Annotated in this window: 25 protein-coding genes; 24 read left to right on the top strand and 1 reads right to left on the bottom strand. The window is 26.5% G+C overall.

Features of this window, described 5'->3' with window-relative positions; translation table 11 throughout:
* Positions 1–21: 21 nt before the first annotated feature.
* From OM90_RS04970 to OM90_RS04875, 20 genes are all read left to right on the top strand, one after another.
* The gene (locus OM90_RS04970; protein ID WP_058485798.1) at positions 22–1,332 is read left to right on the top strand and encodes a methyl-accepting chemotaxis protein; all 1,311 of its coding nucleotides are present in this window, start codon (positions 22–24) and stop codon (positions 1,330–1,332) included.
* A gap of 64 nt (positions 1,333–1,396) precedes the next feature.
* Positions 1,397–2,107, top strand: a complete 711-nt coding sequence (locus OM90_RS04965; protein ID WP_064505498.1) for a Crp/Fnr family transcriptional regulator — start codon at positions 1,397–1,399, stop codon at positions 2,105–2,107.
* A gap of 97 nt (positions 2,108–2,204) precedes the next feature.
* On the top strand, positions 2,205–2,651 hold the full coding sequence (locus OM90_RS04960) for a DUF542 domain-containing protein (RefSeq protein WP_330381833.1): 447 nt from the start codon (positions 2,205–2,207) through the stop codon (positions 2,649–2,651).
* Between the two features lie 269 nt (positions 2,652–2,920).
* Positions 2,921–4,147, top strand: coding sequence for a DUF438 domain-containing protein (locus tag OM90_RS04955; RefSeq protein ID WP_058485796.1), 1,227 nt, complete (start codon positions 2,921–2,923; stop codon positions 4,145–4,147).
* A 238-nt stretch (positions 4,148–4,385) separates the two neighbouring features.
* Complete coding sequence (locus tag OM90_RS04950) at positions 4,386–5,135, top strand: IclR family transcriptional regulator (RefSeq protein WP_058485795.1); 750 nt, start codon at positions 4,386–4,388, stop codon at positions 5,133–5,135.
* Positions 5,136–5,496: 361 nt separating this feature from the next.
* Entirely contained in the window at positions 5,497–7,485 is a 1,989-nt protein-coding gene (locus OM90_RS04945) for a DUF4962 domain-containing protein (protein ID WP_058485794.1), read from the top strand.
* A gap of 19 nt (positions 7,486–7,504) precedes the next feature.
* The gene (locus tag OM90_RS04940) at positions 7,505–8,467 is read left to right on the top strand and encodes an ABC transporter permease (protein WP_058485793.1); all 963 of its coding nucleotides are present in this window, start codon (positions 7,505–7,507) and stop codon (positions 8,465–8,467) included.
* A gap of 13 nt (positions 8,468–8,480) precedes the next feature.
* Positions 8,481–9,344 (top strand): carbohydrate ABC transporter permease, encoded by an 864-nt coding sequence (locus tag OM90_RS04935; RefSeq protein ID WP_058485792.1) that lies wholly within the window; start codon positions 8,481–8,483, stop codon positions 9,342–9,344.
* 113 nt (positions 9,345–9,457) lie between these two features.
* Complete coding sequence (locus OM90_RS04930; RefSeq protein ID WP_058485791.1) at positions 9,458–11,473, top strand: type 2 periplasmic-binding domain-containing protein; 2,016 nt, start codon at positions 9,458–9,460, stop codon at positions 11,471–11,473.
* A 92-nt stretch (positions 11,474–11,565) separates the two neighbouring features.
* Positions 11,566–12,084 carry a hypothetical protein gene (locus OM90_RS04925; protein WP_058485790.1) on the top strand — a complete coding sequence of 173 codons (519 nt, stop codon included), beginning with the start codon at positions 11,566–11,568 and terminating at the stop codon, positions 12,082–12,084.
* A 49-nt stretch (positions 12,085–12,133) separates the two neighbouring features.
* A complete protein-coding gene (locus OM90_RS04920) occupies positions 12,134–12,544 on the top strand; it encodes a hypothetical protein (RefSeq protein ID WP_058485789.1) in 411 nt (136 codons plus the stop codon).
* 10 nt (positions 12,545–12,554) lie between these two features.
* A complete protein-coding gene (locus tag OM90_RS04915) occupies positions 12,555–13,643 on the top strand; it encodes an ABC transporter ATP-binding protein (protein ID WP_058485788.1) in 1,089 nt (362 codons plus the stop codon).
* Between the two features lie 14 nt (positions 13,644–13,657).
* Positions 13,658–14,092 (top strand): hypothetical protein, encoded by a 435-nt coding sequence (locus tag OM90_RS04910; RefSeq protein ID WP_058485787.1) that lies wholly within the window; start codon positions 13,658–13,660, stop codon positions 14,090–14,092.
* A gap of 20 nt (positions 14,093–14,112) precedes the next feature.
* Positions 14,113–14,583 (top strand): hypothetical protein, encoded by a 471-nt coding sequence (locus OM90_RS04905; protein ID WP_058485786.1) that lies wholly within the window; start codon positions 14,113–14,115, stop codon positions 14,581–14,583.
* Positions 14,584–14,600: 17 nt separating this feature from the next.
* Positions 14,601–16,490 (top strand): heparinase II/III domain-containing protein, encoded by a 1,890-nt coding sequence (locus OM90_RS04900; protein ID WP_058485785.1) that lies wholly within the window; start codon positions 14,601–14,603, stop codon positions 16,488–16,490.
* A 71-nt stretch (positions 16,491–16,561) separates the two neighbouring features.
* The gene (locus tag OM90_RS04895; protein ID WP_058485784.1) at positions 16,562–16,897 is read left to right on the top strand and encodes a cupin domain-containing protein; all 336 of its coding nucleotides are present in this window, start codon (positions 16,562–16,564) and stop codon (positions 16,895–16,897) included.
* Between the two features lie 29 nt (positions 16,898–16,926).
* A complete protein-coding gene (locus tag OM90_RS04890; RefSeq protein ID WP_058485783.1) occupies positions 16,927–17,676 on the top strand; it encodes an SDR family NAD(P)-dependent oxidoreductase in 750 nt (249 codons plus the stop codon).
* A 102-nt stretch (positions 17,677–17,778) separates the two neighbouring features.
* The gene (locus OM90_RS04885; RefSeq protein ID WP_058485782.1) at positions 17,779–19,146 is read left to right on the top strand and encodes an MATE family efflux transporter; all 1,368 of its coding nucleotides are present in this window, start codon (positions 17,779–17,781) and stop codon (positions 19,144–19,146) included.
* 186 nt (positions 19,147–19,332) lie between these two features.
* Positions 19,333–20,007, top strand: coding sequence for a hypothetical protein (locus tag OM90_RS04880; RefSeq protein WP_058485781.1), 675 nt, complete (start codon positions 19,333–19,335; stop codon positions 20,005–20,007).
* A gap of 67 nt (positions 20,008–20,074) precedes the next feature.
* The gene (locus OM90_RS04875; protein WP_058485780.1) at positions 20,075–21,028 is read left to right on the top strand and encodes a D-2-hydroxyacid dehydrogenase; all 954 of its coding nucleotides are present in this window, start codon (positions 20,075–20,077) and stop codon (positions 21,026–21,028) included.
* Between the two features lie 219 nt (positions 21,029–21,247).
* On the opposite strand, the gene OM90_RS04870 is transcribed toward OM90_RS04875, so the two are convergent.
* The gene (locus tag OM90_RS04870; protein WP_058485779.1) at positions 21,248–22,084 is read right to left on the bottom strand and encodes a DegV family protein; all 837 of its coding nucleotides are present in this window, start codon (positions 22,082–22,084) and stop codon (positions 21,248–21,250) included.
* Positions 22,085–22,595: 511 nt separating this feature from the next.
* Here OM90_RS04870 and OM90_RS04865 point away from each other — a divergent pair.
* The 4 genes from OM90_RS04865 to kduD all read left to right on the top strand — a co-directional run bounded on the left by OM90_RS04865 (position 22,596) and on the right by kduD (position 26,088).
* The gene (locus OM90_RS04865) at positions 22,596–23,270 is read left to right on the top strand and encodes a uracil-DNA glycosylase (protein WP_058485778.1); all 675 of its coding nucleotides are present in this window, start codon (positions 22,596–22,598) and stop codon (positions 23,268–23,270) included.
* Between the two features lie 106 nt (positions 23,271–23,376).
* Positions 23,377–24,351, top strand: a complete 975-nt coding sequence (locus OM90_RS04860) for a LacI family DNA-binding transcriptional regulator (RefSeq protein ID WP_278335777.1) — start codon at positions 23,377–23,379, stop codon at positions 24,349–24,351.
* 92 nt (positions 24,352–24,443) lie between these two features.
* Positions 24,444–25,277: a 5-dehydro-4-deoxy-D-glucuronate isomerase gene (gene kduI / locus OM90_RS04855; protein WP_058485776.1), complete on the top strand. Its 834-nt coding sequence runs from the start codon at positions 24,444–24,446 to the stop codon at positions 25,275–25,277.
* Positions 25,278–25,305: 28 nt separating this feature from the next.
* Complete coding sequence (kduD, locus tag OM90_RS04850) at positions 25,306–26,088, top strand: 2-dehydro-3-deoxy-D-gluconate 5-dehydrogenase KduD (RefSeq protein WP_058485775.1); 783 nt, start codon at positions 25,306–25,308, stop codon at positions 26,086–26,088.
* Positions 26,089–26,121: the final 33 nt, after the last annotated feature.

The raw sequence follows: 26,121 nt of genomic DNA, 5'->3' as shown, positions 1-26,121 counted from the left end.
TAGGTATTTGGAGGGGTTTATATGGACAAAATAGGCGAAACAAAAAATAAACAGAAATTTATAGATTTTTTAAGACATATGTTTGCAGGAACTATAATTTTTTTACTTATGGTATCTATTTTAGAAGGAATTATATTTGGATTTATATTAAAAGCTTTTGTAAATGTAGAAGAGGTTTTATTGGTTATATTCCTTACTATTATATCTAATATAGTTTTGGGAATTATACTTTTTATAATCTTTTCTTCTTCAATAAGAACACTTATTAATAATATGGATCAAATACTTAGATATATAAATGATGGAGATTTTTCTATTAAAATTGATAAAAATAAAAAAGAATATAAAGCAATAGGTAAAATAGTGGATTATTTAAATTTATCAATTGAACAAATTCGTAATATTATAAAAGAAACTTATAGTTTAACTAAATCAATTGTTTCATCTTCTATTGCTGTGACAGATAAAGTAAAAGAAGCTACTATGTCTATTGAACAAATATCTAAGACAGTAGAAGAAATTGCAACAGGATCTTCAGAACAAGTATCTAAAACTCAGGAAAGCGTAAAAATTATGGAGGATTTATCAGAGCAAATCACTGTGGTATATGATAGTTATAATACTATTACTGAAGAAACAAAAAATGTTAATATTTTAAACAAAGAAGGATTACAAGCAGTAGAAACATTAAGAGAAAAGTCAGATGAATATAATTTGTCCTCTGAACAAATTTTTATGGCTATTGAAAATTTAACATCTACTCTTAATAATATAGCTTTATTCGTTGAAACTATAAAAAGTATAGCAGATCAAACAAATCTTCTTGCTCTTAATGCGGCTATAGAAGCAGCTAGAGCAGGGGAAGCTGGTAAAGGATTTGCTGTTGTTGCAGAAGAAGTTAGAAAATTGGCAGATCAAAGTAAAATATCTACAGAAGAAATTAGTAATATGATGGATAATATTAAAAGAGATTCTGATAAAGCTATACAAGCAATGAAATCTATGAAAGAGGTTTCAGAATATCAAATTATGGCAGTTAATCAAACAGAAAATTCTTTTAAAAAAATTGCTAATGCAATTGATTCTATTGTATCTAAAATACATTCAACTGATGAAGTGATGCAAAAAATAGAAGAAGGAAAAAATAAATCGATAATTGCTATTGAAAATACAGCTAATATATCAGAGCAAACAGCAGCGGCCAATGAAGAATTAGCAGCAACAATAGAAACCCAATTAAATATTTTTGAAGATTTAAAGAAATCAGCAGAAGAATTAAATATGCTTTCTAAAAATATGAATAATAATTTAAAAAAATATAGATTACAATGAAAATATATTTTAATACCTTCTACCATTTAATAGGTGGGAGGTATTTTTTATAAGGAGGAATATTATGAATAATATATGTAATTGCCAAAATTGCCATAATGACCTTTGTGCTAAAAATGTTTTTATATTTTCATCTCTTAATAATAAGGAAATAGAGAAAATAGTTAGTTTAATTATAAGAAAAACATATTTGAAAGGAGAATTAATAGCAATAGAAGGGTCAAATTTGGATGGGCTTATAATAATTAATAAAGGAAAGGTAAAAGTATATAAAAATACTTATGAAGGAAAAGAACAAATACTTTATATTTTTTCAGAAGGGGATTTTTTTGGAGAAAAAAGTTTAATAATAAATCAAGAAATAACCTATAATATAGAAGCTTTAGAAGATACAAGTGTTTGTATGATTAAAAAAGAAACTTTTAAAACATTACTTAAAGAATATCCAGAAATTAGTTTTAAAGTTATGGAAGAACTTTGTATGCGATTAGAGAATTTAGAAAATATTATAAAAAGTATGGGAGCAAAAAATGTAGAAGTAAGGATTAATTCAGTTTTGTTAGAGTTTGCAGAGAAATATGGGAAAACTCATGATGAAGGGATTTTGTTAGAACTTCCTTTAAGTCGAGAAGGAATAGCAAATTATATTGGATTAACTAGAGAAACTGTAAGTCGTAAAATAAGCAATTTACAATCTGAAGGAATTATAGAAGTAATAGGGAACAAAAAAATTATTATACGAAATAAAGATGCATTAAAAAAATCTATAGAATAATTAAAAAATATGACCCCAATCACAGTTTTATATTTACACGTAATGTATTATTAAATCATAAAATATTAATATATAAATGTGAATGGGGGAAAGAATAATGACATTTAATACAAAGCAAAATATAGGAGATATTGTGTCAATAATGCCAAAGGCTAGTGAAATTTTTAAAAAGTATAATATTGATTTTTGCTGTGGAGGGAATAGACCCTTAAGTATAGCAATTAAAGAACAAAAATTAGATGAAGAAGAAATATTGTCTGAATTAAATGAAGCATATAATAAAACAAAAAGAATAAAAGAACAAATTGATTTTAGGAAGTTAACTTCTAGTGAATTAATAGATTATATTGTCAATACTCATCATAGTTTTACCAAGAAGATTATGCCAAATATTAATGAATTAATTACAACTATATTAAAAGTTCATGGATTAAATCATAATTATCTTTTTGAGGTTCATAAACTTTTTAATAATCTAAGGACAGAATTAGAATCTCATCTTATTATACTGTTCCCCCTGATGGATGTAATACTTTTCGTTTAACTTATGAGAAACTTCAAGAACTTGAAGGAGATTTATTTGAGCATATTCACTTAGAAAACAATATATTATTTAAAAGATTTCAATAACTAGAAAATTTACGAAATAATATAGAACTACATTTTATGTATATTGTATATTAAATTATGCATTTTAAAAAATATTAATAAATTATAGTAGTAATGTAAGTAGTATAAAGTGATTAGAATTAAAACAGAAAAAAGAAGAATTTACAAAAAAAGATATACAATCAAAGAGTAAGGAGAATTTTTATGAGTGAATTAATTAATAATAGAGAATATAGACAAAAAATATTAAAAGAACTTATAGGAGAATTGCATAAGGGGAAAACAGTAGATGAAGTTAAACCTAGATTTGAAAAACTTATTAAAGGGATAGATGTGAAGGAAATAACTCAGATGGAACAGGCTCTTATTATGGAAGGAATGCCTGTAGAAGAAATTCAAAAACTATGTGATGTTCATGCATCCGTATTTAAAGGTTCCATAGAAGAAATCCATAGGCCTGAAAAACCAGAAAATACTCCTGGACATCCTGTATATATTTTAAAATTAGAAAATAAGGAAATAAAAAAATTAATAGATGACAAAATAATGTCTCATTTAGAAGAGCTAAAGGGACAGGATAATAGTAAAAATATAGAAAAAATTATAAAAGACTTTCAATCTTTAAGGGAAGTTGATAAACATTATTCAAGAAAAGAAAATCTACTATTTCCATATTTAGAAAAATATAATATGACAGCTCCTGCTAAAGTTATGTGGGGAGTTGACGATGAAATAAGGTATATAATAAGAGAAGTAATAGACGACCTTGTTAATTATAATGGAGGTAGAGATAATCTTTTAGATAAAATAAATAAAACAATAAATAGCGTTAATGAAATGATTTTTAAAGAAGAAAATATACTTTTTCCTATGGCTTTAGAAACTTTATCTGAGGACGAGTGGTTAAAAATACAAGAAGAAAGTGATGAAATAGGATATACTCTTATAAATGTTAAGGGGAAATGGACTCCTAATAGAATAAATACAGGAGAAAAAGTAAAAGAAGAAGAAAAAGAAAGTTATAATGGATATATTAAGTTTAATACAGGAGTATTATCAAAAGAAGAAATAAATGCTATGCTTAATACTTTACCATTGGATATAACTTTTGTAGATAAAAATGGAATAGTAAAATATTTTTCTCAAGGGAAAGAAAGAATTTTTGCAAGAACCAAATCTGTTATAGGAAGAGAAGTAAGGAATTGTCATCCACCAGCAAGTGTTCATATAGTTGAACAAATTATAAAAGATTTAAAAGGTGGAAAAAAAGAATACGAAGATTTTTGGATTAATATGGGAGATAAATATGTACTCATAAGATATTTTGCAGTAAAAGATGAAAAAGGAGAATTTTTAGGAATAATGGAAGTAACTCAGAATATAAAACCTATACAAAAAATAACTGGAGAAAAAAGACTTATGTCTAATTAACTAGAGAAAAAGGGAAGTATCTAATTTATAAAGATACTTCCCTTTTTAAATTAAATAATAAGAATAAAATTACTACTTAAAAAATAATATAAAATATAGATAAAATTTAATTATTTTTTAGATTTTATAATAAGTAATGTAGATTTTTTAAAATTTTATTTGTGTTTTATATTAAAAACTGATATAATAGTACCGGATTCGAAAAGAAAACGCAAATACGTAAAAAGAAGGAGAAAAAATGGCTAGTAGTAGAGCAGCGAAAAGAACAATTCAAATATTAGAATTAATATCAGAAAAGCCAAAGGGCATTACATTATCTGAAATATCTAATGAATTAGATATACCTATAAGCAGTACTAAAGACATCATACAATCTTTATTGGAGTTAGAAATGATTGAAATAATTGATAAAAGAAGTAAACTTTATGGTATAGGAGTTAAGGCATATTACATAGGAAGTTCTTTTATAAGGAATACAACAATTATCGATAAAGCAAGAGTATCCATAGAAAAACTGGGAACAGTTCTTAATAAGACAATTTTCTTAGGAAAAGAAATAAATGGGAAAATAACATATATTTATAAGTATGAACCAGAAAATTTATTAGTAGCTACTTGCCCTATAGGAAAGAGAACTTTTTTACATTCTACTGCATTAGGGAAATGCTTTTTGGCTTACAATGAAGAATTATTAAAAAAAGTATTGAATAAACCTTTAGTAAAGGAGACTAGATTTACGATTACAGACAAAGATCAATTAATGGAGGAAATTGCTAAGGTAAGAATTAACGGATATGCAGTTGATAGACGTGAACAAGCTGAACATTTACTCTGTATAGCAGCTCCAATTTTTGATCATAGTAATAAAATAGTAGCTGCCTTAAGTGCAAGCGGGCTATATAAAAAAAATATAGATATAGAAAAAGAAGCTAGTATAATTATGAAAAAAGCATCAGAAATATCTATGAAATTAGGTTATAGAAGATAAATTGCATAAGAAAAAAAGTATATATATTTTTAAAATAAAAGTTTATTTATTCATTTTGTAAAAAACTGATAAATAAACTTTTATTTTTTGTATATATTAGTTATATTCTCATAACATATGGACGAATTTTTTAAAAAAAATGTATTAAAAATACTAGACATTTTGAATTAAAAGTGTTATAATTTTATTGTCTTGAATTGATTACGAATATACGTATGAAATAAGTGTGTCAGTAAGTTGAGTAATAATATGTATTAAGTTTAATTTTATTAATTTATTTATTTTAGTTGTAATAAAATATTTATGCCATGGCAATCGTAATTATTACGAATATACGTAAAACTAATAATGGAGTGGTATAATGAGCCAATTTATTTTTATTGACCAAGATATTGATAAACTCAGACAAGATATTAAAAAAGAAAAAGCCTTTTTGTTTAAACGATTATATCGACAATGTAGGGAATACAAAAAGGAACAATTGCCAGATGAGCATCCTAAAGCTAGTACCACTTACATGGGAATAGCTTCTGCTAATTTATCTTTGGCATATTTACTTACAAAACAAAAACATTATTTAGATGAAGCTAAAAGATGGATTTTTACTTGCGTCAAATATCCGCATTGGGGAAATGCTCATTTGGTTGATGTAGATTTATCAGCAGCATGGATTTTGTTTGGTTTAGGATTATCATATGATTGGTTAAAGGAAGATTTAACAGAAACAGAAAAAGAAAAATTAAAAGCTAAAATTATTTTGCAAGCAGAAAGAATGTATGATTTTAAAATAAAAACAGAAGGAGAAGGATGGTCCACTAATTTTTGGCAAAATCATAATTGGATTAATATGACTGGACTTGCCGCTGCAGGGTATGCAATAGTTGATGAATATCCTGAAGCTAAAAAATGGATTGAATGTGCTAAAGAAAATTTTGATTATGTTTATAGTGTATTGCCTAAAGATGGTAGTGACTACGAAGGAGTTGTATATTGGCGATACGGAGCAATGTGGTTATTTATTTATGCTCATTTATTAAAAGAAAGAGAAGGTATAGATTACTTTAAAAAATGTGATTTTCTTAAAAATACTTTCTACTATAGGTTATATCAAAGTGCTCCAAATTTAGAAGAACAAATTAATTTTGGAGATTGTCATGATAGAATAAGTGGGCATTCTACAGCTATTTATTATAAAGTAGCTGCAGAGTATAAGAATGGTCATGCTCAAAAATTAGCTAATTTAGTTTCTAAAAAATTCTTATATAAAGAAGCTATGTCTAAAGTAAAACCTGGAATACTACCAGAATGTCTATTTGAATTATTATTTTATGACCCAAGTGTAGAAGAAGAGGAGTTTGATAATTTAGATTTAGTTAAATACTTTGAAGATTTAGGATTAGTAGTTATAAGATCTTCATGGGATAAAAATGCTACACATTTTTCCTTTAAAACTAGTTATCCCGGAGGAAAAACACAGTGGGAAAATTTATGGAAACTAAAAAAAGAAAAAAATATAAATGCTTTTGGATTGTCTCATCAACATCCAGACAATAATTCTTTTATTATTTGTTCTAATGATACATATTTGGCTATTGATGAAGGATATAATAGAACAGTTAAAGCTTCTGATCATAATGTAGTTATAGTAGATGGGAAAGGATATGTAGATGAAGGACAAAACAATATTTGGAAAAATTACACAGAAGATATGGTAGCAGAAATAGAAGTATTTAAAAATGAGCCTTCATATACTTATGTTGTTGGAGAAACTGCTAAGATGTATCAGAAGGATTTGAAGTTAAAGCGTTTTGCTCGTCATGTCCTTCATACAAAAAAATCACATTTTATTATATTAGATGAATTAGAAAGTGAAAAAGAACATACATATACTTGGGTTATGAATGCGGATGTATATCCTATTGTTAAAGATAACAAATTTATATATGAAGATGGGCCTGCTCAAATGGTATTGTACAACTTATCTCCAATAGAAACGGAGTATGATTTATCAGAAAATGTAGTTAGAGCAATTATGACAACACAAGAACCTGATAAGTTTACAGAAACAAGAATGAAAACTTTGCACATATCTAATAAAAATAAAGCTAAAAAAATGTACTTTTTAAATGTATTAGTTCCAGGAGCTTTTGGTGATCCATATTTAAATATTAAAAAAATAGATAATGATACAGCCTTTGGAGCAGAAATTACCTGTGATAAAGGTGAGGTAGAAGTTTTCCTTTATTCAAAAGACAAAGGAATAAAGTATAATGGAAAAACTTATTCAGATGATGCATTATTAATAAAATATTGTAATGGGAAAATAAAAGAAATAATATCTTTAAAGTAATTAAAGTAGGAGGAGTATGATGGTAAAAAGTGATCCAAAAGAACAGAATAAGCTGATTTATTATGGAAAAATAATTTTGAAAGATTGGCAATTGTATGTATTAGTAATACCTATGATAATATGGTATATATTATGGATTTATAAACCTATGGCAGGACTTCTTATTGCTTTTAAAAATTACAAGCCCAATCTTGGAATCCTAGGAAGTGATTTTATAGGATTTACCAACTTTAAATTCTTAATGACTGGGCCTTATGCTCAACAATTTTGGCAAGCTTTTAGAAATACTTTTTTAATTAGTTTGTATGGATTAATATTTGGTTTTCCTGTTCCCATTATTTTAGCTTTATTATTTAGTGAAATAACTCATAATTTTTATAGAAGAGTTATGCAAACTTTTGCTTTTCTACCTCATTTCTTATCAGAAGTTACAATAACAGGTTTAGTACTTACATTGCTCTATAAAGGTGAAGTTACTACTGGCGTTATTGCTCATTTTTTAACTTCTATAGGTTTAGTTCCAGAAGGAACTAGTATAATACAAACTGCTGAGTATTTTAGACCTTTATACATTATTACAGGAATATGGAAAGAATCAGGATATAATTCCATTGTATATTTTGCGGCTATTATGGGAATTTCTCCTGTACTATATGAAGCTTTAAAAGTAGATGGAGGAAATAAGTTTCAAGAAATTAGATACGTTACTTTTCCAGGAATGGCACCTACATTAGTTATAATGATTATTCTTAGAATAGGAAGAATGTTGTCTGTTGGATATGAAAGAATTATTTTGTTATATAATGCTAATACATATAAAACAGGGGATGTTTTAAGCAGTTTTGTATATAGAATTGGATTAGAAAATGGTAACCAAGCTATTGGTGGAGCCGCCGATATGTTTAATGCTATAATTGGATTTACTTTAGTTGTAGGGGCTAATTATATAAGTAGGCAAATATCAGAAACTTCGTTATGGTAGGTGAATGCAAATAATGAAAAGATTAACTAAAAGTGAAATTATTTTTAAAATATTAGCTTATATTTTGATTGGATTATTTTCTATTATGGCATTATATCCTGTAGTTTATGCTTTTTCAGCATCTATAAGTGGTAAAATCCCTTATGAAGCAGGAAAGGTAGTTTTATTACCTAAAGAATTAAACTTTCAAGTTTATAAATTAATCTATGAAGATAAAGGTTTTTGGATATCTTATGTTAATTCGCTTTTTTATACAACTTATGGAACAGCTTGGAGTATGCTTATTTCCATAACAGGAGCTTATGCATTATCTAAAAAAAGATTGCTTTTTAGAAGACAACTTAATTTCTTTGTAGTTTTTACCATGTGGTTTAATGCAGGGATGGTTCCTATGTATTTAAACTATGTTAATATGGGAGTAGCAAATAAATGGGGAATAATTGTTGCTTTTGGAGTTCAAGCTTATAATATTATTCTTTTAAGAAACTATTTTGAAGGAGTTCCCCATGAAATAGAAGAAGCAGCTACTATTGATGGTGCAACTGAATTTCAGATGATTAGAAGTATTTATATACCTATGTCAAAAGCAGCTATAGCAACTGTTACATTATTTTATGCTACTAGTAGATGGAATGGTTATTTTTGGGCTAGAATGTTATTGACAGATCCAATGGAATTAAATATGCAAGTATATATGAGAATATTGGTTGAAAACTATCAAAAAATGTTTGATGATATGCCAATAGATTTACCTTATGCTGCAGATTCTTATATATTTGCAATATTAGTATGTTCCATAATACCAGTATTGATAGTATATCCATATATTCAACAATATTTTGCTAAAGGTGTTAATCTAGGAGGAGTTAAAGGTTAATATTCATATTTGATTAACATAAGTTAATAATGGGAATACATAGTTAAATAATAAACTTATGTATTTCCATTTATTAAAAATAAAGAATAAAATAAAAGGAAGGTGTTTTATTCATGAGGAAAAATATTGCTTTTTTGATAGCAATCATAATGATGATTAGCTTAACAGCATGCGGGGGAGGAGATTTAAAAGAATCAGAAGGTGATCAGCAACAGCAAGAACAACAGCAAGAACAGCAACAGGATGATACATCTAAAGGAGAACAGAAAGAACTTGAGCTAGCTAGTTCTATAGACTTAAATATTGCATTAGGTAATAACCAAAGAACTATTACATATCAACAATCTACACCATTAGAATTACCTAGTGGAAAGGTAGTTACACAAGGAGAGTTAAAGCCAACATGGCAGTATATCCAAGAACAACTTGGAATTACTCTTAATGACGTAACTGTTCAAGACCAATCTGCTTCTGAAATGTTAGAAATTGCGGCAGCTACAAACTTTACTAATGCTACAGTTTATGGTGGAAATGGTATAGCAGAAGATTTCTTAAGTTATGGTCCACAAGGATATTTAGTTAATTTAAATGATTATATGGATTATATGCCAAACTTTGCAAAATACTTAGAAGAAAATCCTAATATTAAAACTGCTATAACAGCTTATGACGGAGGAATATATCATGTTCCTTATATAGCTGAAATTGGTAACTATGCTCGTGCATTCCATGGAAGACAAACATGGGTAACAGCATTATTAGATTCTACTGATCAATTAGAAGATGAAACTGCTACTTTAGAAATTAATTATGAAGGTTTCTGGGGTAATAAAAGACATGATAAAAATGTTATAGAATTACAAAATGCGGCAGCTAATAACAATGTTTTAGACAGAGATACAGCACTTCAAGTATTAGTAGATTATATTAATGAAACATATCCAGATTTAGAAAAACCATCTGATCTTTACTTAGGTGAAACAGCACAATACGATATAGATGAATTAATTGCTTTATGGCGTGTTATAAAATTATCACCAAATACTTTATCTAAAGTTTCTTCAGGATCAGTAGTAGATGGAGCAGTTATTTCACCATTTTTCGTAAGAAAATCCGGATATCGTGAAGATGTATTAAGATTAGCGACTTACTTTGGAGGACAAAGAGTACATGGATCAGACTCCTATGGTTCTAGATTCTATCTAGATGAAAATGGAGAATTACAATATTCATATGCTGAAGATGGTTTTATAGAAATTGTTGATTATATTAAAGATTTATATGCTGAAGGATTAATTCATAGTGAATTCTCTGATACAAGTAATAAAGATGATTTCAGAAAAGAAATGTATGGTAAAGATAAAGAAGAAGGACATAAGCAATTTGGTTTTATGACTTATGACTGGTTTGCTTCAACAACAGCAGCAAATGAAGATGTAGTGGCATTTTTACCTCCTCTTACAACAGTAGGTAGTAGTGATGAATTCATTTATTTCCTTGAAAATACTCGTGCTATAAAACCAGATGGTTGGGCAATATCTGCACAAGCATCACAAGAAGAAATTAATGCGGCGATTACTTTATTTGATTTCTTCTTCTCAGAAGAAGGACGTATTGTACAAAACTATGGTATTCCAGAAGGACTTGAAGAAAATGAAAAATTCGTTGCTCCAGATGGAACAGAATATCCTAAGTTTAAACAATGGGTATTTGATAAAGCTCAAGAATTCAAAAATGGAGATATATCTGCTTTCCTAAGAGACTTTATGGGATCATTAATTCCAATTGGTTATCCAAAAGAAATAGGTTTTGAATTACAATACACTAATGAACGTGGTCAAGCTGCATGGGCATTACATCAAAACAAAAATGTAATTATGACATCTTATGATGCAGAAAATCCATTATTTAGATTAGTTCCTCCTGTATTTGCTTTAACAGAACAGGATTTAGCTAAAATAGCAACTACATCTGTATCTGAAGATCAAGTTGATACTATGTTCTTATATATTACTGGAGATTATGAAGCAGATAGTGCTAAAGCGATACAACAACTTTATGAAGATGCTGGTATTGATAAATATATTCAAGTTTATAGAGATGCATATGCAAGAATGCAAGGTAACTAAAAAAATTGTTTTTTAACATTTTTAAAATTTATATTTTCTATTTCATACACTATGATTTTTCATAGTGTATGAAATAGATTGGAGGTATAAAATTGAAAAATATATTATTTAAAATTCAACAAGTGTTAACTTATTGTGCAATTGTAATAGCAATTATTACTTTTATAATAGGATTAGGTTTTATGACTAATTATTATGAGTTATTTTATGAGGGTACAAATGAAATGTTTGAATATTATAAAACATTGCAAATTCTTAACAGAGTTATTTTTAACGAAGCAGTAGTGTTTGTTATACTTGCTTTTATATTAAAAATTTTTGATATACATAAAAAGATGCCAGGAATTTTTGGATATATTTATGTAATAGTTTCTTCAATTTATATAATTATGACCTCTAATACAATTTTAAATGCTATCCCCTCTTATAAAAATGATTATTTAGCTTTTGATTTTTCTGTTATGGAAAATTATAAAGCATCTACTTTTGCATTTGATATAAGTACAATTATATTTATACTTTGGATTATTGTAAGTATAATGTTGATTTTAATTACTACTATAAATTTTATAAGAAGAATAAAATTTAAAAAGAGTCAGGAAATTGCGTAATTAATGTTTGAGATTTTTTGGATTACGTGATTTTAGGTAGGAGGCTATGATGAATAAGGAAAAAAGACTCTATCAAAAAAATAATCTAGGTTATAATTTTGTAATATGGTTTATTATATTAAATACGATATATACAATTTTTAAATTAAATAGTATGCCTGTAAATTTAGACATTGGTATTTTTGTGGTAATAACTATTATATTATCACTGATGGGATTTTTAATTGCAGTAAAAGTTAGAAGTTATTCTCTTTTTTGGAGTTATGGTAGTTGTGTTATAGGGATTATTCAATTAGTAAGGTATTTTTTTGATATGGGAAACATAGATATTATTTTAAGTGCTTATTTAATAGTTTCTGCTATTTGTATAATTTTAGCAGGATTTGTATCTATTAAAAGATCAAAAGAGAGAATTTCATATATTCTAGAAAATAATCTTGATGAAAAAATTCATCCGTAGGAGGATTTAAATGAAAATCTTGGAGCTTAAGAATATTAATAAGATATATCCAGGAGGCTTCCAAGCAGTTTATGATTGTAATATAAGTATTGAAAATGGAGAATTTATTGTTTTGGTTGGACCTTCAGGATGTGGAAAGTCAACACTGCTTAGAATGATAGCAGGTTTAGAAGAAATCTCAAGTGGAGAAATGTTATTTAAAGGCAAATTAATAAATGATATTGCACCATCTGACCGTAATATTGCAATGGTATTTCAAAACTATGCACTTTATGGTAATATGACAGTTTATGAAAATATAGGATTTAGTTTAACAGTTAGACATGAAAATTCAGATATAATTCATGAAAAGGTAATGAAAACAGCAGATATTGTCGATTTAAAGGATTATTTAAATAGATTTCCTAAAAATTTATCAGGTGGACAACGTCAACGTGTAGCTTTAGGACGTTCCATTGTTAAAGATTCAGATATTTTACTTATGGATGAACCTTTATCTAATTTAGATGCTAAATTAAGAACAAGAACAAGAAGAGAAATAGTTCAGTTACATCGTAAATTAAATAAAACTATTATTTATGTTACTCATGACCAAGTAGAAGCAATGACAATGGCAGATAGAATTGTTGTTTTAAATAATGGTCATATTCAACAAATAGGAACTCCACAGGAATTATATTTAACACCAGAAAATATATTTGTAGGAGGGTTTATAGGAAGTCCTCCAATGAGTTTTATAGAAGGAGAAATAAAGGGCAATAGATTTATTGCTAAAGGAATGGATTTAGAAATGCCTAATGATAGAATGTCTGCTTTAAAACAATATGATAATAAAAAAGTTATTGTTGGTATTCGTCCAGAACATTTTTATATTCCATTAGAAAATGATTCTAATAGCAATATTTTAGAATGTAAAATAGATGTTAGAGAATTTTTAGGAGCAGATACATTATTATATTTCTATGTAGGAGATAATAGATTAATAGCTAAAATTGAAACAAAAACACATACTATTGATAATATGGAAAAAATAAAATTGGCAATTAAAATGGATGAAATACATTTCTTTGATATTGAAACAGAGAAAAGAATTCGATAAAAGGAGAAAAATTTATGAAAGAAAAATTGTTTAAAATTACAATTTTTATAATATCTGCTATGGCATTAATTCAGCTTGCTTTATCTCACTTTCATATAAAAACTATGACTAAGTTATTTACTCCTGAAGTTGGGTTTTATTTATTTTTATTTATTATTTTTGGTCTTGTTACTTTATTTAATGCATCTAGTATCAAGAAAAGTTACATAAATAGAAAGATTACTAAAAATAAAGAAGAAGGGAAAAAAAGTATTTTATTATTTATAGTATCAAATATATTAAGTGTCATAGCAGCTATTGTGTATTTAAGAATATTAATTAATAATTATAAAGTTTATGATTCAGTAACTTATCAGGATATTTATTTATCTTTATATTTAGTAATTGCAGGAGTATGTGTATATGTTATAGGAGCTATTATAGTTTTAATTACAAATAAAGTTGAATAATTATAGATGGGTAGAATTATATGAGAAGAAAAAAATTTTTTACAGATAGTAGAATAGTATTTTTCATTAGATGGTGGGTAGCTGGAGCAGTATATTTTTTTATAGGATGGGGAACTAATCTAGCTAACCAAGCCAGTATAATTGATTTTGTATTTTTTCTTGGATTGGGTTTAGGCGCTGTAAATGCTTATTTAGTAAATCCCATTGTTGCAAAAACATTTAATGTACCTTTTAGTAAAAACTATAACGAAACTACAGTAGCACAAAAGGTTAGGTTGAGAATAGGAGAAATTATTAAGGCTATAATTATAGTAATAATTATGGTCTATATATACACTGCTATAAATAAATTTTTAATTTATTTATTTTCAGCTCCGAAAAATAGGATATTTTTTCCGGGAGAACCAATATCTTTTGGGTTAATATATGTAAGTTTGTGGTATTTGTTTGAAAAATTTAAAAGTATTATTAAAAAAAATAAAAAAAATTAGGAGTTGTTTTAGGGCCTATGGAATATTTTGATTTAGATTTATTAAAAGAAAATATTGAAAAAAATGAAAAATATAAAAATATGATTGAAACAATGAAGGTAGAAGTGGAAGACTTCATGAAAGATTTTCATGATGACCCTTCCAAAACATCTAGATGGGGACATCATTACTTTTGTTCTAAAGATGGAGGATTACTTATTTATAATAGGAAAACACCAAACATTCATGTTTGTGAAATTTGTGGGCATGAGTATAAAGACAATGAACTACTTAATGGTGTTTGGGTTTATATGTATCGTAATGAAGCTATTTTAACAGCATGGAAATCAGGAGTTTTATATAGAGTAACAGAAGATAATAAATATTTAAGATATATTGAGAAAATTGTTGGATATTATGCTGACCATTATACAGAATTTGTACTTCACAATAAAGAAGGCAATGAATTTGAAAGTATAGAGGAAATGGAATGGGGTTGTGGCAGAATTATGCCACAAGGACTTAATGAATCTATTGTATTAATTAGAATAGTTAATTCACTTGAATTAGTAAAAGATTTTATATCAAAAGATTTTCTTGAAAAAGTTCATGATAAACTATTTAGAGAAGCTTTTAAATTATTAAAACCCCAGGTTAATAAAATACATAACATACCATTTTGGCTTAATAATGGTATAGGTGTAATGGGATTATTTTCAAATGATAAAGAAATGATAGATTTTGCATTTGAAGGAGAATATAATGTTAGAAAACAATTACAACAAGGGGTTACTAAAGATGGTTTTTGGTATGAAGGATCAATTCACTATAACTTCTTTACTTTAGAAGGAGCTACTAATTTATTATTATTTAGTGAATTATACGATTTTGATTTTGGAAAAGAGAAAGAAATTATTAAAAAGATGTTTATTTCTGCATATAAATATGCCTTTGATAATCAACAACTTCCAAATCCTAATGATGGTTGGCCAAATTTAAATCTAAAATCATATTCATATATTTATAGTGTAGCTACAAAAATTTTTGGAATAGAAAGTGAAGTAGGGAATCTACTTAAAAATATTTTAAAATCTGATTACGAAAGGGGACAATTCCCATTATCTAGGCCATATTATTATAAAAATGATATATCCCTTGAACAACTTATATTAATACCAGAAATTGACCCTAGTACAGCAAAACCTGTTGAACAAGTTTCAATAAATTTCGAAACTTCCAATTGTGGAATTATAAAACAAAATGGAATTAATGTATTTTATAAATATGGACATAATGGACCTTCTCATGCCCATCCAGATAAAATGAATATAGAAGTAGTAATTGGAAAATATTCCTTAAGTAGAGATTTATCCAATTCTGGATATGGTAATAAGTTATGTAATGAGTGGCATAGAATGACTCCATCTCACAATACAGTAGTTATAAACGGAGAAAATCATGTGTCTGTAGAACCAGGAGAATGTTTAGAATTTAAACCAAATATTTTAGATGCAAAAGTAGTAGATGTGTATCCAGGTGTAGATTTTAGAAGAAGAATAGAGTTATCAAATACTGGATTTATGGATAAGTTTTATGTTTATTCAAAATCAGAGAATATTAGTGATTATTTCTTCCATGTGGAAGCTAATTTAATAACTGATCTTGTAACTGAATCAGCTGATTTAGTGTTCAATAAAAATGGTTATCAGCATATTAGTGAAGTAAAGAAAGTAATAAATGATAAACCTAGTATTAAATTAGACTGGAAATTAGGAGACATGGTAATTACAAGTGATATATCTTTAGAAAATAAAGAGTTATTTATTGCAAAATCTCCTGATAATCCAATTACCGGTTCAAGAACTACTCTAATTATTAGAGAAAAAGCTTCAGAAATATTATATGAATTAAAATGGAGTATAAAATAGAAAAAAATAATAAACAAAAACAAGTTTATTTTTTGATAGATTAAATATAAAAATAGAAAGGGGTGTAGCTGATGGAAATTCAAAATTATTTCCTAAATTCAGATGTAGAATTTGAAGATTTAGGAGGTGGTGTAAAAAGAAAGATCCTTGCTCATAATAAAAACTTGATGATTGTTGAAGTTCATTTTGAAGAAGGCTCTATAGGTGAAATTCATTCTCATCCCCATGAACAAATTACATATGTAATAGAAGGAGAATTTGAATTTAATATTGATGGAAATAAAAAAATTCTCAAAAAAGGGGATAGTACTTATAAACAACCTAATATTAAACATGGAGCAGTGTGCCTAAAAAAAGGAATATTACTTGATATTTTCACACCTTGTCGTGAAGATTTCTTAAAATAAATTTTTAAATAATTAAGGAGGAATAGATTATGGAAAAATACGCTTTAATTACTGGAGGAACAGGTGGAATTGGATTAGCAACAGCAAAACAGCTTGGAAAGAGTGGATATAAAATCATCTTAAATGATATTAATGAAGAACAAGGTAATGCAGCTTTAAAAGAATTAAAAGATTTAAATATTGAAGCAGATTTATATTTATTTGATGTAACTGATGAACAACAAGTAATTGATAATTTCAAAAAAATCAGTGAAAAATATGATAAACTTGATGTTTTAGTTAATAACGCAGGGGGACTTGGTGGAAGAAGCCGTTTTGAAGATATGGAAACAAGTTTTTATAGAAAAGTAATGGCTTTAAATTTAGATAGCGTATTCTATGTTACTAGAGCTGCTATTCCACTATTGAAAAAAAGTGATTATCCATCAATAGTTAACTTTACATCTATTGCTGCATGGAATGCAGGTGGTCCAGGAGCAGGAATTTATGCTACTGCAAAAGCAGGGGTAACAACTCTTACAAGAGCATTAGCTAAAGATTTAGCAGAGTATGGAATCCGTGTAAATGCTGTTTCTCCAGGAACAATTGATACACCATTCCATCAAGCTACAAAAGAAAAAGATATTAATTTATTTAATTCTTGGAAAAACAGTATTTTGTTAAAGAGATTTGGCCAACCAGAAGAAGTTGCATCAGTAATTGAATTCTTAGTAAGTAAAAAAGCTTCTTTCTTAACTGGTGAAGTTATTCAAATTAATGGAGGTCAAGCTTTTATTTAAAAATGTAAATTTAATAATTATTGCTAAAAAAGAGGCAAGCATGAAAATTGTTTGCCTCTAATTTAGGTTTAATGAAAATATATCAGAAAAGAAGGGAATAATTTGAAAAATGGATTACTAAAACGTAGAGATCTAATAATTAATGGCTCGATGTGGAAAACAATCATTTTATTAGCAATACCAGTAGCTATTAATAATTTTATTAATGCAGCATATAATTTAATTGATACATTATTTGTTTCTTATATAGGAAGTATGGAATTAGCTGCAATTACTTTTGTAGGACCTATTAATAATCTAATAAGAGCAATAAGTGATGGATTAGCAATAGGAGAAACTAATCTTGTTGGGAGAGAAATTGGGAGAGGAGATTATGAAAAAGCAAAGACTATTTCATCACAGTTTATAACTATTTCATTAATCTTAGGAGTTATTGTAACTTTTTTTTGTTATTTAAATTCTAGACAAATATTAATAAGTGCATCAGCTACCCAAAATTTAATAGATACGGCAGATATATATTTTAAACTTACAGTCTTAAGTACTCCACTTATATTTATAAATTCTTCTTTTTTAGCCATAAAAAGAGCTAATGCTGAAACATTAAAGGCTATGATTATTAATTTTATTGCTATTATATTTAAAATTATATCTACATATATTATGATTTTCCATATGAATTTAGGAATTAAAAGTTTAGCCATAGCTACATTAATAGGCAATATGGTAGTTAGTATTTATGCAATTTATGATTTATTTTTAAGAAAATCTTTTATGCAATTAAAAATATCTCTTGAAAATTTACAGTTTGAAAAAAAGGTTTTCAAACTATTATTTATTATTGCAATTCCAATAATGGTAGAAAAATCATCAATTTCTTATAGTTTTTTAGTAGTTAATAAATATGTATTAAATTATGGAGAAAAAGTGTTAGCTGGATATGGGGTTACAAATCGAATAAATTCTCTTCTTTTTTCTTGTGTAGCTGGATTTGGAACAGGTTTATCTGCTATTATAAGTCAGAATCTTGGGGCAAATCAGCAGGAACGAGTAAGGGATGGTATTAAAAAGACTATGACCTTAGGAATAGTAGTAGCAACTGTTATTATTAGTATTATACTTTTTTATCGTTATGATATAGCTAGTATATTTGCTAAAAAAGATGATGATATACTTTATCATACAGTAAATGCTATGAGTGTATATTCTATTTCAGTTATTCCATGGGCTATATTCCAAGTTATTATAGGCGTATTCCAAGGAACTGGACATACTCAAAAAAATTTATTTATGAGTGTAGCAAGAGTATATTTATTTAGAGTTCCTTTAGTAATAGCACTTTCTAAGCTTTCTCATCTTCAAGAATATAGTATTTGGTATGCTATGTTGTTTAGTAATATTTTAACAGCTGTTTTAGCATTAATATTATATGCTAAAAGTCGAAAAAATTTAAAATTAGTTGGAGAATAATTATATTAATAAAAATTAATAATAAAAGAGGAAATGATTAATATTAATTAAAAATAATCATTTCCTCTTTTTTTTGATTTAAATATTATAACATAATCAGATAATTAATGACAGTTTTAATAAATTTTTCATGGAATTATTATTATATACATAAAATAGTAGAAAGGGAATAGGGGGGATAAAGTTATGAAAAATTTTTATATAATATTATCAGCTTTAATAATAGTAATTTTTAATATTTTACAAACTAAAGATTATCCTAGCAAATTTATTAAATCATTAAATTTTATATCATTTTTAATTATAGGATTTAGATATATTATTTTAATAATATTTACTTTAAGTAATAATATTAATTTGATAAAAATACTTTCTTATATTTATATTCCACCAACTATAGGGCTTATTATTCCTTCAGCTTTAGCATTATGGTATATTATTCCTCGCTTTAGAGAAAAAATAAAAGAATGGATAGTAGTAGTAATAATATCTCCATTTATAATTTTTTATTTTATCCTTATTTATTATAGTCCTTTTCAATTAATCAATCAAAGTGGATTAGGTTATAGATTAGAGTTAATTAGCCCCTGGATTAATTATTTAATGATAGTTCAAGGAATTTTTATATTTTTAATTATATTTATATGTATTTTAGGATGTTATTGGTATAGATATAAATTCCCAAGAAGTCAATATTTATTGTTTATATTGGGATATATTTTAATTTTTATCGATGGATTAAGCATAATATTTAAAAAACTTTATATTATAGAACCTTTAATTTTATCAGAAAGTTTTGTATTAATTGCAATATTATATGCTTTTTCTACTAATCCTATAAAGTATAAATATAGAGATTAGACAGTCTATCGTTTATGTTTTATAATGGATAAAATAGTTTTATTTATTAACTAAGGAGGAATTAAAAATGAAAATAGTATCTTCCCTTTCCATAGGAGATGAAAAATTAGATTTATTAAAATCAAAATATCCCTTTATTGATTTTTGTATTTATAAAGATATAAAAAAAGTAAATAAAGAAGATTTAAAAGAAGCAGAAGTTTTTTTAACTTATGGCTTTGATACAGATAATAGTGTGATTGATAATATGCCAAATTTAAAATGGCTTCACTGTATGTCAACAGGAATTGATAAATTACCTTTTGATAAGCTTAAAGAAAAAAATATTTTATTAACTAATGTAACAGGAATTCATGGGATTCCTATATCTGAATATGTAATGGGAGTTATTTTAAATAAACGTATAGAAGCATTTAATTTATACAATCAACAAAAAAATAAAGTTTGGAAAAGAAAAATGAATTATGAAGAAATATATAATAAAACTATAACTATTATAGGAACAGGAAGTATTGGCAAAGAAATCGCAAAAAAAGCAAAAGCTTTTTATATGAATACTATAGGTATTAATACCAATGGTAAAAAAGTAGAATATTTTGATGAAATCTTTGAAGTTTCTCAATTAAATGAAGCTTTATCTAAAGGAGATTTTATTGTTAATACAGTTCCTCTTACTAAAAGAACAAGAAAAATGATAGGTAAAGAACAATTTGAATCTATGAAAAATACTGCTTATTTTATTAACATAGGAAGAGGGGAAACTGTAGATGAAAATGCCCTAATTCAAGCTTTAAAAGATAATATAATAGGAGGGGCAGCTTTAGATGTTTTTGAAGTAGAGCCCTTACCTAAAGATAGTCCTCTTTGGGAAATGGAAAATGTATATATAACTCCTCATATTTCAGGATTATCTGATAAATATATGGATAGAGCTTTTCCTATTTTTATAAAAAATCTACAGGTTTATATAGAAAGAAAAGGAGAGTATATTAATAAAATAGATTTAAATAAACAGTATTGATTTTTGCATTTATTTTATTTTTTATTAAAATCTAATAGTCTTATTCCAAAATATAATTTTATTATTTTTCTTTGCTTTAATATATATAATTAAGCTTCTAAACGTATTTTCATTTCATTAATTATTATCTTACTTTGTTCTTCAAATTTGTGTTTAGTTAATATTATTGTATAAAAAACTGGTCTATCCTAAAATTTAGAATAGACCAGTTTTTATGTACTATATAGTATCATATTTTTTAATAAAACATATACCTAGAGCATCAGGGCCCGTATTTGTTCCTATGGTAGCTCCTATATCAAATATGGGAAGAGATATTTTTATATTCCATTTATCTTCTAACATTTTACGTAGATATTCTGCTTCTTCTAAACAATCACCATGAGCAAGACAAAATTCATAACTATCAAAATTTCCTTGTATAATTTCTTCAGCCATTTCTATTATCTTTTTCAAAGCTTTTTTTCTTCCACGAATTTTGCCATAAGGAATAAGTTCTCCATCTTTTACAACAATAAGAGGTTTAAAATTTAGAACACTTCCTATTAATGAACTAACTTTGCCTATACGGCCTCCTTTTTCTAGATATTCTAAAGTATCAACAAAGAAAGTAATTCTGATAGAATAACCAGCTTTTTTCATTTTAGCAGCCTGAAGAACAACTAATCCTTGACCAGCAGTAGCTTGAATGGAATTAATTACTTCAATATTAGCATTAGGATATTCTTCAAGTAGAATATTTTTAGCATTAACAGCTGCTTGATATGAGCCACTAAATTTTGATGTTAAACAAAAACAAATAATTCCTTTATCTTTTTCCACATAAGATGTAAAGACTTTCATATAATCATCTACTGAAGGAAGAGAAGTTTTTGGGAAAACATTTTTAGTTCTTAATGTTTTATAAAAATCTTTAATGGATAATTCAACTCTTTCTTTTTGGTATTTAATTTGGTCAAAGGATATATAATAAGGAATTAAATTAATATTATATTCTTGAATTATGGTATCTGGAAGATCACAAGAACTATCAGATAAAATTACAAAATCAGACATTAAAAGTCCTCCTATCATTTCTAATATATATCTTAATTTATTGTAATATGTAAAAATATTTATGTCAATTAATTAATAATTATACCATGAGATAACAAGTAAAATATGTATATTTCCTATTATTAATTAAAAGAAAGAAAAAAGATAAGATTTTATAAAAAATATTATAATTTATCATTTTTACAAAAATATTAAATTAATAAAAAAAGAAATTTTTAGTTTAAATAAGTCAAATTTTAAAAGGTTTTTTGATAATTTTAAGGATTAAGTCAGATATTTATTAAAAATAATTATAGAACATTATTTATGTTTTTGTATAATATAAATATAGAAAATTTATATATTTATATTTTTTTTGAAAAATTTTTTTATATATAAAAAATATGATATATATTGTAAAGTATATAATAAAAAGTATATATATAGCAAATAAATATAAATTTTGACTTGTATTTTAGTTTTATAATGTTATATTATTTTTTATATTAATAATAAAGGGGGATATTTAATTTTGGTTAAATTTAATAATGATTGGGATGAAATATTAAAAGATGAATTTAATAAAGAATATTATTTAAAATTAAGGCAATTTCTTATAAAAGAATATAGAACAAATATTATATATCCTGATAAATATAAAATTTTTGAAGCTTTAAAATTAACTTCATATAAAGATACTAAAGTAGTAATTTTAGGACAAGACCCATATCATGGAGAAAATCAAGCTCATGGTTTAGCTTTTTCTGTGCAAAAAGGAGTTGAAATTCCTCCATCTTTAAAAAATATTTATAAAGAATTAATGACAGATTTAAATTGTTACATGCCTAATAATGGATATTTAGTTCCTTGGGCAAAACAAGGGGTATTACTTCTTAATGCAAGTTTAACAGTAGTGGCAAATCATGCTAATTCCCATAGAAACAAAGGTTGGGAAATATTTACAGACAATATAATAAAGTTATTAAATAAAAAAGAAACCCCTGTAGTATTTTTATTATGGGGAAATAATGCAAAAGAAAAAGCAAAATTTATAACAAATCCCATTCATTTAGTATTAAAAGCAGCTCATCCTAGTCCTCTTTCAGCTAATAGAGGTTTCTTTGGATGTAAACATTTTTCAAAAACAAATAAATTTTTAAGAGAGACGGGACAAAAGGAGATAGACTGGCAGATACCTAATCTATAAAAATTATTAAAATGTATATGTTTAATATTTTTTTAAATATATTTTAAATAAATTTTTAAGATAAAATTTAACAATAGGAAGTGATATTATAATTACTATAAAAGATGTGGCAAAATATTGCGGAGTCTCTCCTATGACTGTTTCAAGAGCTCTTAATAATAGCAAAGAGATATCTCAAAAAACTAAAGAAAAAGTTTTAAAAGCTTGTAAGGATTTAGGATACAAGCCTAATTCTGCAGCTAAAAGTTTAATAACTAAAACTACAAAAATGATTGGATTAGTTATCCCTGATATAACTAATCAATATTATGCTTATATTAGTAAAGGAGTTAGCTCTTATTTAGAAAAAAAAGGATATGGCCTTATATTATGTAATAGTGATAGAAAAAAGAATAATGAAAGAGAATATTTAAATTTTCTTACAGAAGGAAGAGTGGATGGGATTATAATTTTACCAGTTGAACCCAAAAAAGAAGATTATGAGCAAATTATAATGCATACTCCAATGGTAATGGTAGATAATTTTGCAGAAGGACTAGATATTAGTTTTGTTGCAAATGATAATTATTATGGGGCAACTCAAATAATTGAACATATGGTTAAACAGGGATACAGAAAAATAGGAGTTATTTTAGGAAGTAAAAGTTCTACTGCTTCTAATGAAAGATATAGAGCATATAAAGATGTACTTGAAAAAAATAATATAGATTTTGACACAAATATAATTATATATAGTAATGCTACGTTTGAAGATGGATTTAACAAAGCAGAGTATTTGATAAATAGAGGTGTGGATAGTATTTTTGCAATAAATGATACTGTGGCAATGGGAGTTATGAAGTATTGTTATTTAAAAGGAATAAACATTCCTAAAGATTTAGGACTTGCGGGTTATGATAATATTGAACAATCATCCATGTTTCCAGTCCCTCTTACTACTGTTGACCAAAATAATAAGTTGATTGGAGAAATATCAGCTAAAATACTTATAAATCAAATTAATGAAAAAAGCTTTAAAAAAGAAACCATTATTTTAAAACCAAAACTTATAATTAGAAAATCATGTGGAGAAGATAATTAGAAATCTTGATTTCTAATTTAAAAGGATATATAATATATTATAATCGTTAACGATAACGATGATAATATATTCAAGTTTTTCGGAGGGATGATATGGATATAAGACATGCCAGCCATTATGAAGATGTGAAACGTTATGATACAGAAACTTTAAGAAAACATTTTTTAATTGAAGATTTATTTGTGCCTGGAGAATTAAAAATGGTATATAGTCATATAGATAGAATTATTATAGCAGCAGCGGTTCCTACTAACTCTCCAATAGTTTTGGAAGGAGATAGTAAAGAATTAGGATCAGAATATTTCCTTGAAAGAAGGGAATTAGGAATTATTAATATAGGAGGAGCAGGGATTGTAACTGTAGATGGAGAAAAATACGAATTAAATTATAGAGATGGTATGTATATTGGTATGGGAACAAAAGAAGTTATTTTAGAGAGTGTAGATGCAAGTAATCCAGCTAAATTTTACATGAATAGTGCAACAGCTCATAAAACATATCCAACAGTTAAAATAGATTTAGAAAAAGCAAATAAAGTAGAAGCTGGTAGTGATGAAGAGTGTAACAAAAGAACTATTAATCAATATATACATCCTGCTGTATGTAAAAGTTGTCAATTGGTTATGGGAATGACTATTTTAGAACCAGGAAGTATATGGAATACTATGCCTTGTCATACTCATGAAAGAAGAATGGAAGTATATTTATATTTTGATATGGATGAAGAAAATGTAGTATTTCATTTTATGGGACAACCTCAAGAAACTCGTCATATAGTTATTAGAAATGAACAAGCAGTAATTTCTCCAAGTTGGTCTATCCATTCTGGAGTTGGAACCAAGAATTATGCATTTATCTGGGGAATGGTTGGAGAAAATCAAACATTTACAGATATGGACCATATTAATACTAAAGATTTAAAATAATAATAAATATATAAAGGAGAGAGTATAGGTGAGTTTTTCAGTATCAGATTTTTCAATGGATTTTTTTAGATTAGATGGTAAGGTTGCTATAATTACTGGAGGGAATAGGGGTATTGGACAAGGATTGGCAGTAGGATTAGCAAAAGCAGGAGCAGATTTATTTATTGTTAGTTATAGTAAAAACTGGGAGGAAACTAAAAAACTTATTGAAGCAGAAGGAAGAAGAGCAGAATTTTTTCAAGCAGATTTATCAAGCAGAGAAAATATTACAAAAACTGTTGAAAAATGCATGGAAGTTTACGGAAGAATAGATATTTTGGTTAATAATGCAGGAATAATAAGAAGATCTCCTATTCTTGAATATAAAGATGAAGATTGGAATAAAGTTATTGATGTTAATTTAAATGCAGTATATTATTTAAGTCAAGAAGCAGTTAAAATCATGGTAAAGCAAGGTGGAGGGAAAATAATCAATATAGCTTCTATGTTATCTTTTCAAGGGGGAAAATTTGTACCTCCGTATACAGCAGCTAAGCATGGAGTTGCTGGTCTTACAAAAGCATTTGCCAATGAATTAGCGGATAAAAATATTCAAGTTAATGCTATCGCACCAGGATATATTGCAACAGATAATACTGCGCCAATTAGAGCAGATGAAAAAAGAAATGCAGAAATACTTTCAAGAATTCCTGCTGGAAGATGGGGAACTCCTTTAGATGTTATAGGAGCAGTAGTATTTTTAGCAAGTAAAGCTTCTGATTATATGAATGGTCATATTTTAGCAGTAGATGGTGGATGGCTAGCAAGATAACAAAAAAGAACTCCTGTTTTAATAGGAGTTCTT

Origin of the sequence: Defluviitalea phaphyphila (genome assembly GCF_001466305.1) — a bacterium.
Classification (GTDB): Bacteria; Bacillota; Clostridia; order Lachnospirales; family Defluviitaleaceae; genus Defluviitalea_A; species Defluviitalea_A phaphyphila.
Note: the sequence above shows the minus strand (reverse complement) of the source record. Positions and strands in the feature narration are given on the sequence as shown.

Bases quoted from the DNA above. Each gene is read 5' to 3' on its own strand.
- OM90_RS04970 (WP_058485798.1), top strand. From the start codon at position 22: ATGGACAAAATAGGCGAAACAAAAAATAAACAGAAATTTATAGATTTT.
- OM90_RS04965 (WP_064505498.1), top strand. From the start codon at position 1,397: ATGAATAATATATGTAATTGCCAAAATTGCCATAATGACCTTTGTGCT.
- OM90_RS04960 (WP_330381833.1), top strand. From the start codon at position 2,205: ATGACATTTAATACAAAGCAAAATATAGGAGATATTGTGTCAATAATG.
- OM90_RS04955 (WP_058485796.1), top strand. From the start codon at position 2,921: ATGAGTGAATTAATTAATAATAGAGAATATAGACAAAAAATATTAAAA.
- OM90_RS04950 (WP_058485795.1), top strand. From the start codon at position 4,386: ATGGCTAGTAGTAGAGCAGCGAAAAGAACAATTCAAATATTAGAATTA.
- OM90_RS04945 (WP_058485794.1), top strand. From the start codon at position 5,497: ATGAGCCAATTTATTTTTATTGACCAAGATATTGATAAACTCAGACAA.
- OM90_RS04940 (WP_058485793.1), top strand. From the start codon at position 7,505: ATGGTAAAAAGTGATCCAAAAGAACAGAATAAGCTGATTTATTATGGA.
- OM90_RS04935 (WP_058485792.1), top strand. From the start codon at position 8,481: ATGAAAAGATTAACTAAAAGTGAAATTATTTTTAAAATATTAGCTTAT.
- OM90_RS04930 (WP_058485791.1), top strand. From the start codon at position 9,458: ATGAGGAAAAATATTGCTTTTTTGATAGCAATCATAATGATGATTAGC.
- OM90_RS04920 (WP_058485789.1), top strand. From the start codon at position 12,134: ATGAATAAGGAAAAAAGACTCTATCAAAAAAATAATCTAGGTTATAAT.
- OM90_RS04915 (WP_058485788.1), top strand. From the start codon at position 12,555: ATGAAAATCTTGGAGCTTAAGAATATTAATAAGATATATCCAGGAGGC.
- OM90_RS04910 (WP_058485787.1), top strand. From the start codon at position 13,658: ATGAAAGAAAAATTGTTTAAAATTACAATTTTTATAATATCTGCTATG.
- OM90_RS04905 (WP_058485786.1), top strand. From the start codon at position 14,113: ATGAGAAGAAAAAAATTTTTTACAGATAGTAGAATAGTATTTTTCATT.
- OM90_RS04900 (WP_058485785.1), top strand. From the start codon at position 14,601: ATGGAATATTTTGATTTAGATTTATTAAAAGAAAATATTGAAAAAAAT.
- OM90_RS04895 (WP_058485784.1), top strand. From the start codon at position 16,562: ATGGAAATTCAAAATTATTTCCTAAATTCAGATGTAGAATTTGAAGAT.
- OM90_RS04890 (WP_058485783.1), top strand. From the start codon at position 16,927: ATGGAAAAATACGCTTTAATTACTGGAGGAACAGGTGGAATTGGATTA.
- OM90_RS04880 (WP_058485781.1), top strand. From the start codon at position 19,333: ATGAAAAATTTTTATATAATATTATCAGCTTTAATAATAGTAATTTTT.
- OM90_RS04875 (WP_058485780.1), top strand. From the start codon at position 20,075: ATGAAAATAGTATCTTCCCTTTCCATAGGAGATGAAAAATTAGATTTA.
- OM90_RS04870 (WP_058485779.1), bottom strand. From the start codon at position 22,084: ATGTCTGATTTTGTAATTTTATCTGATAGTTCTTGTGATCTTCCAGAT.
- kduI (WP_058485776.1), top strand. From the start codon at position 24,444: ATGGATATAAGACATGCCAGCCATTATGAAGATGTGAAACGTTATGAT.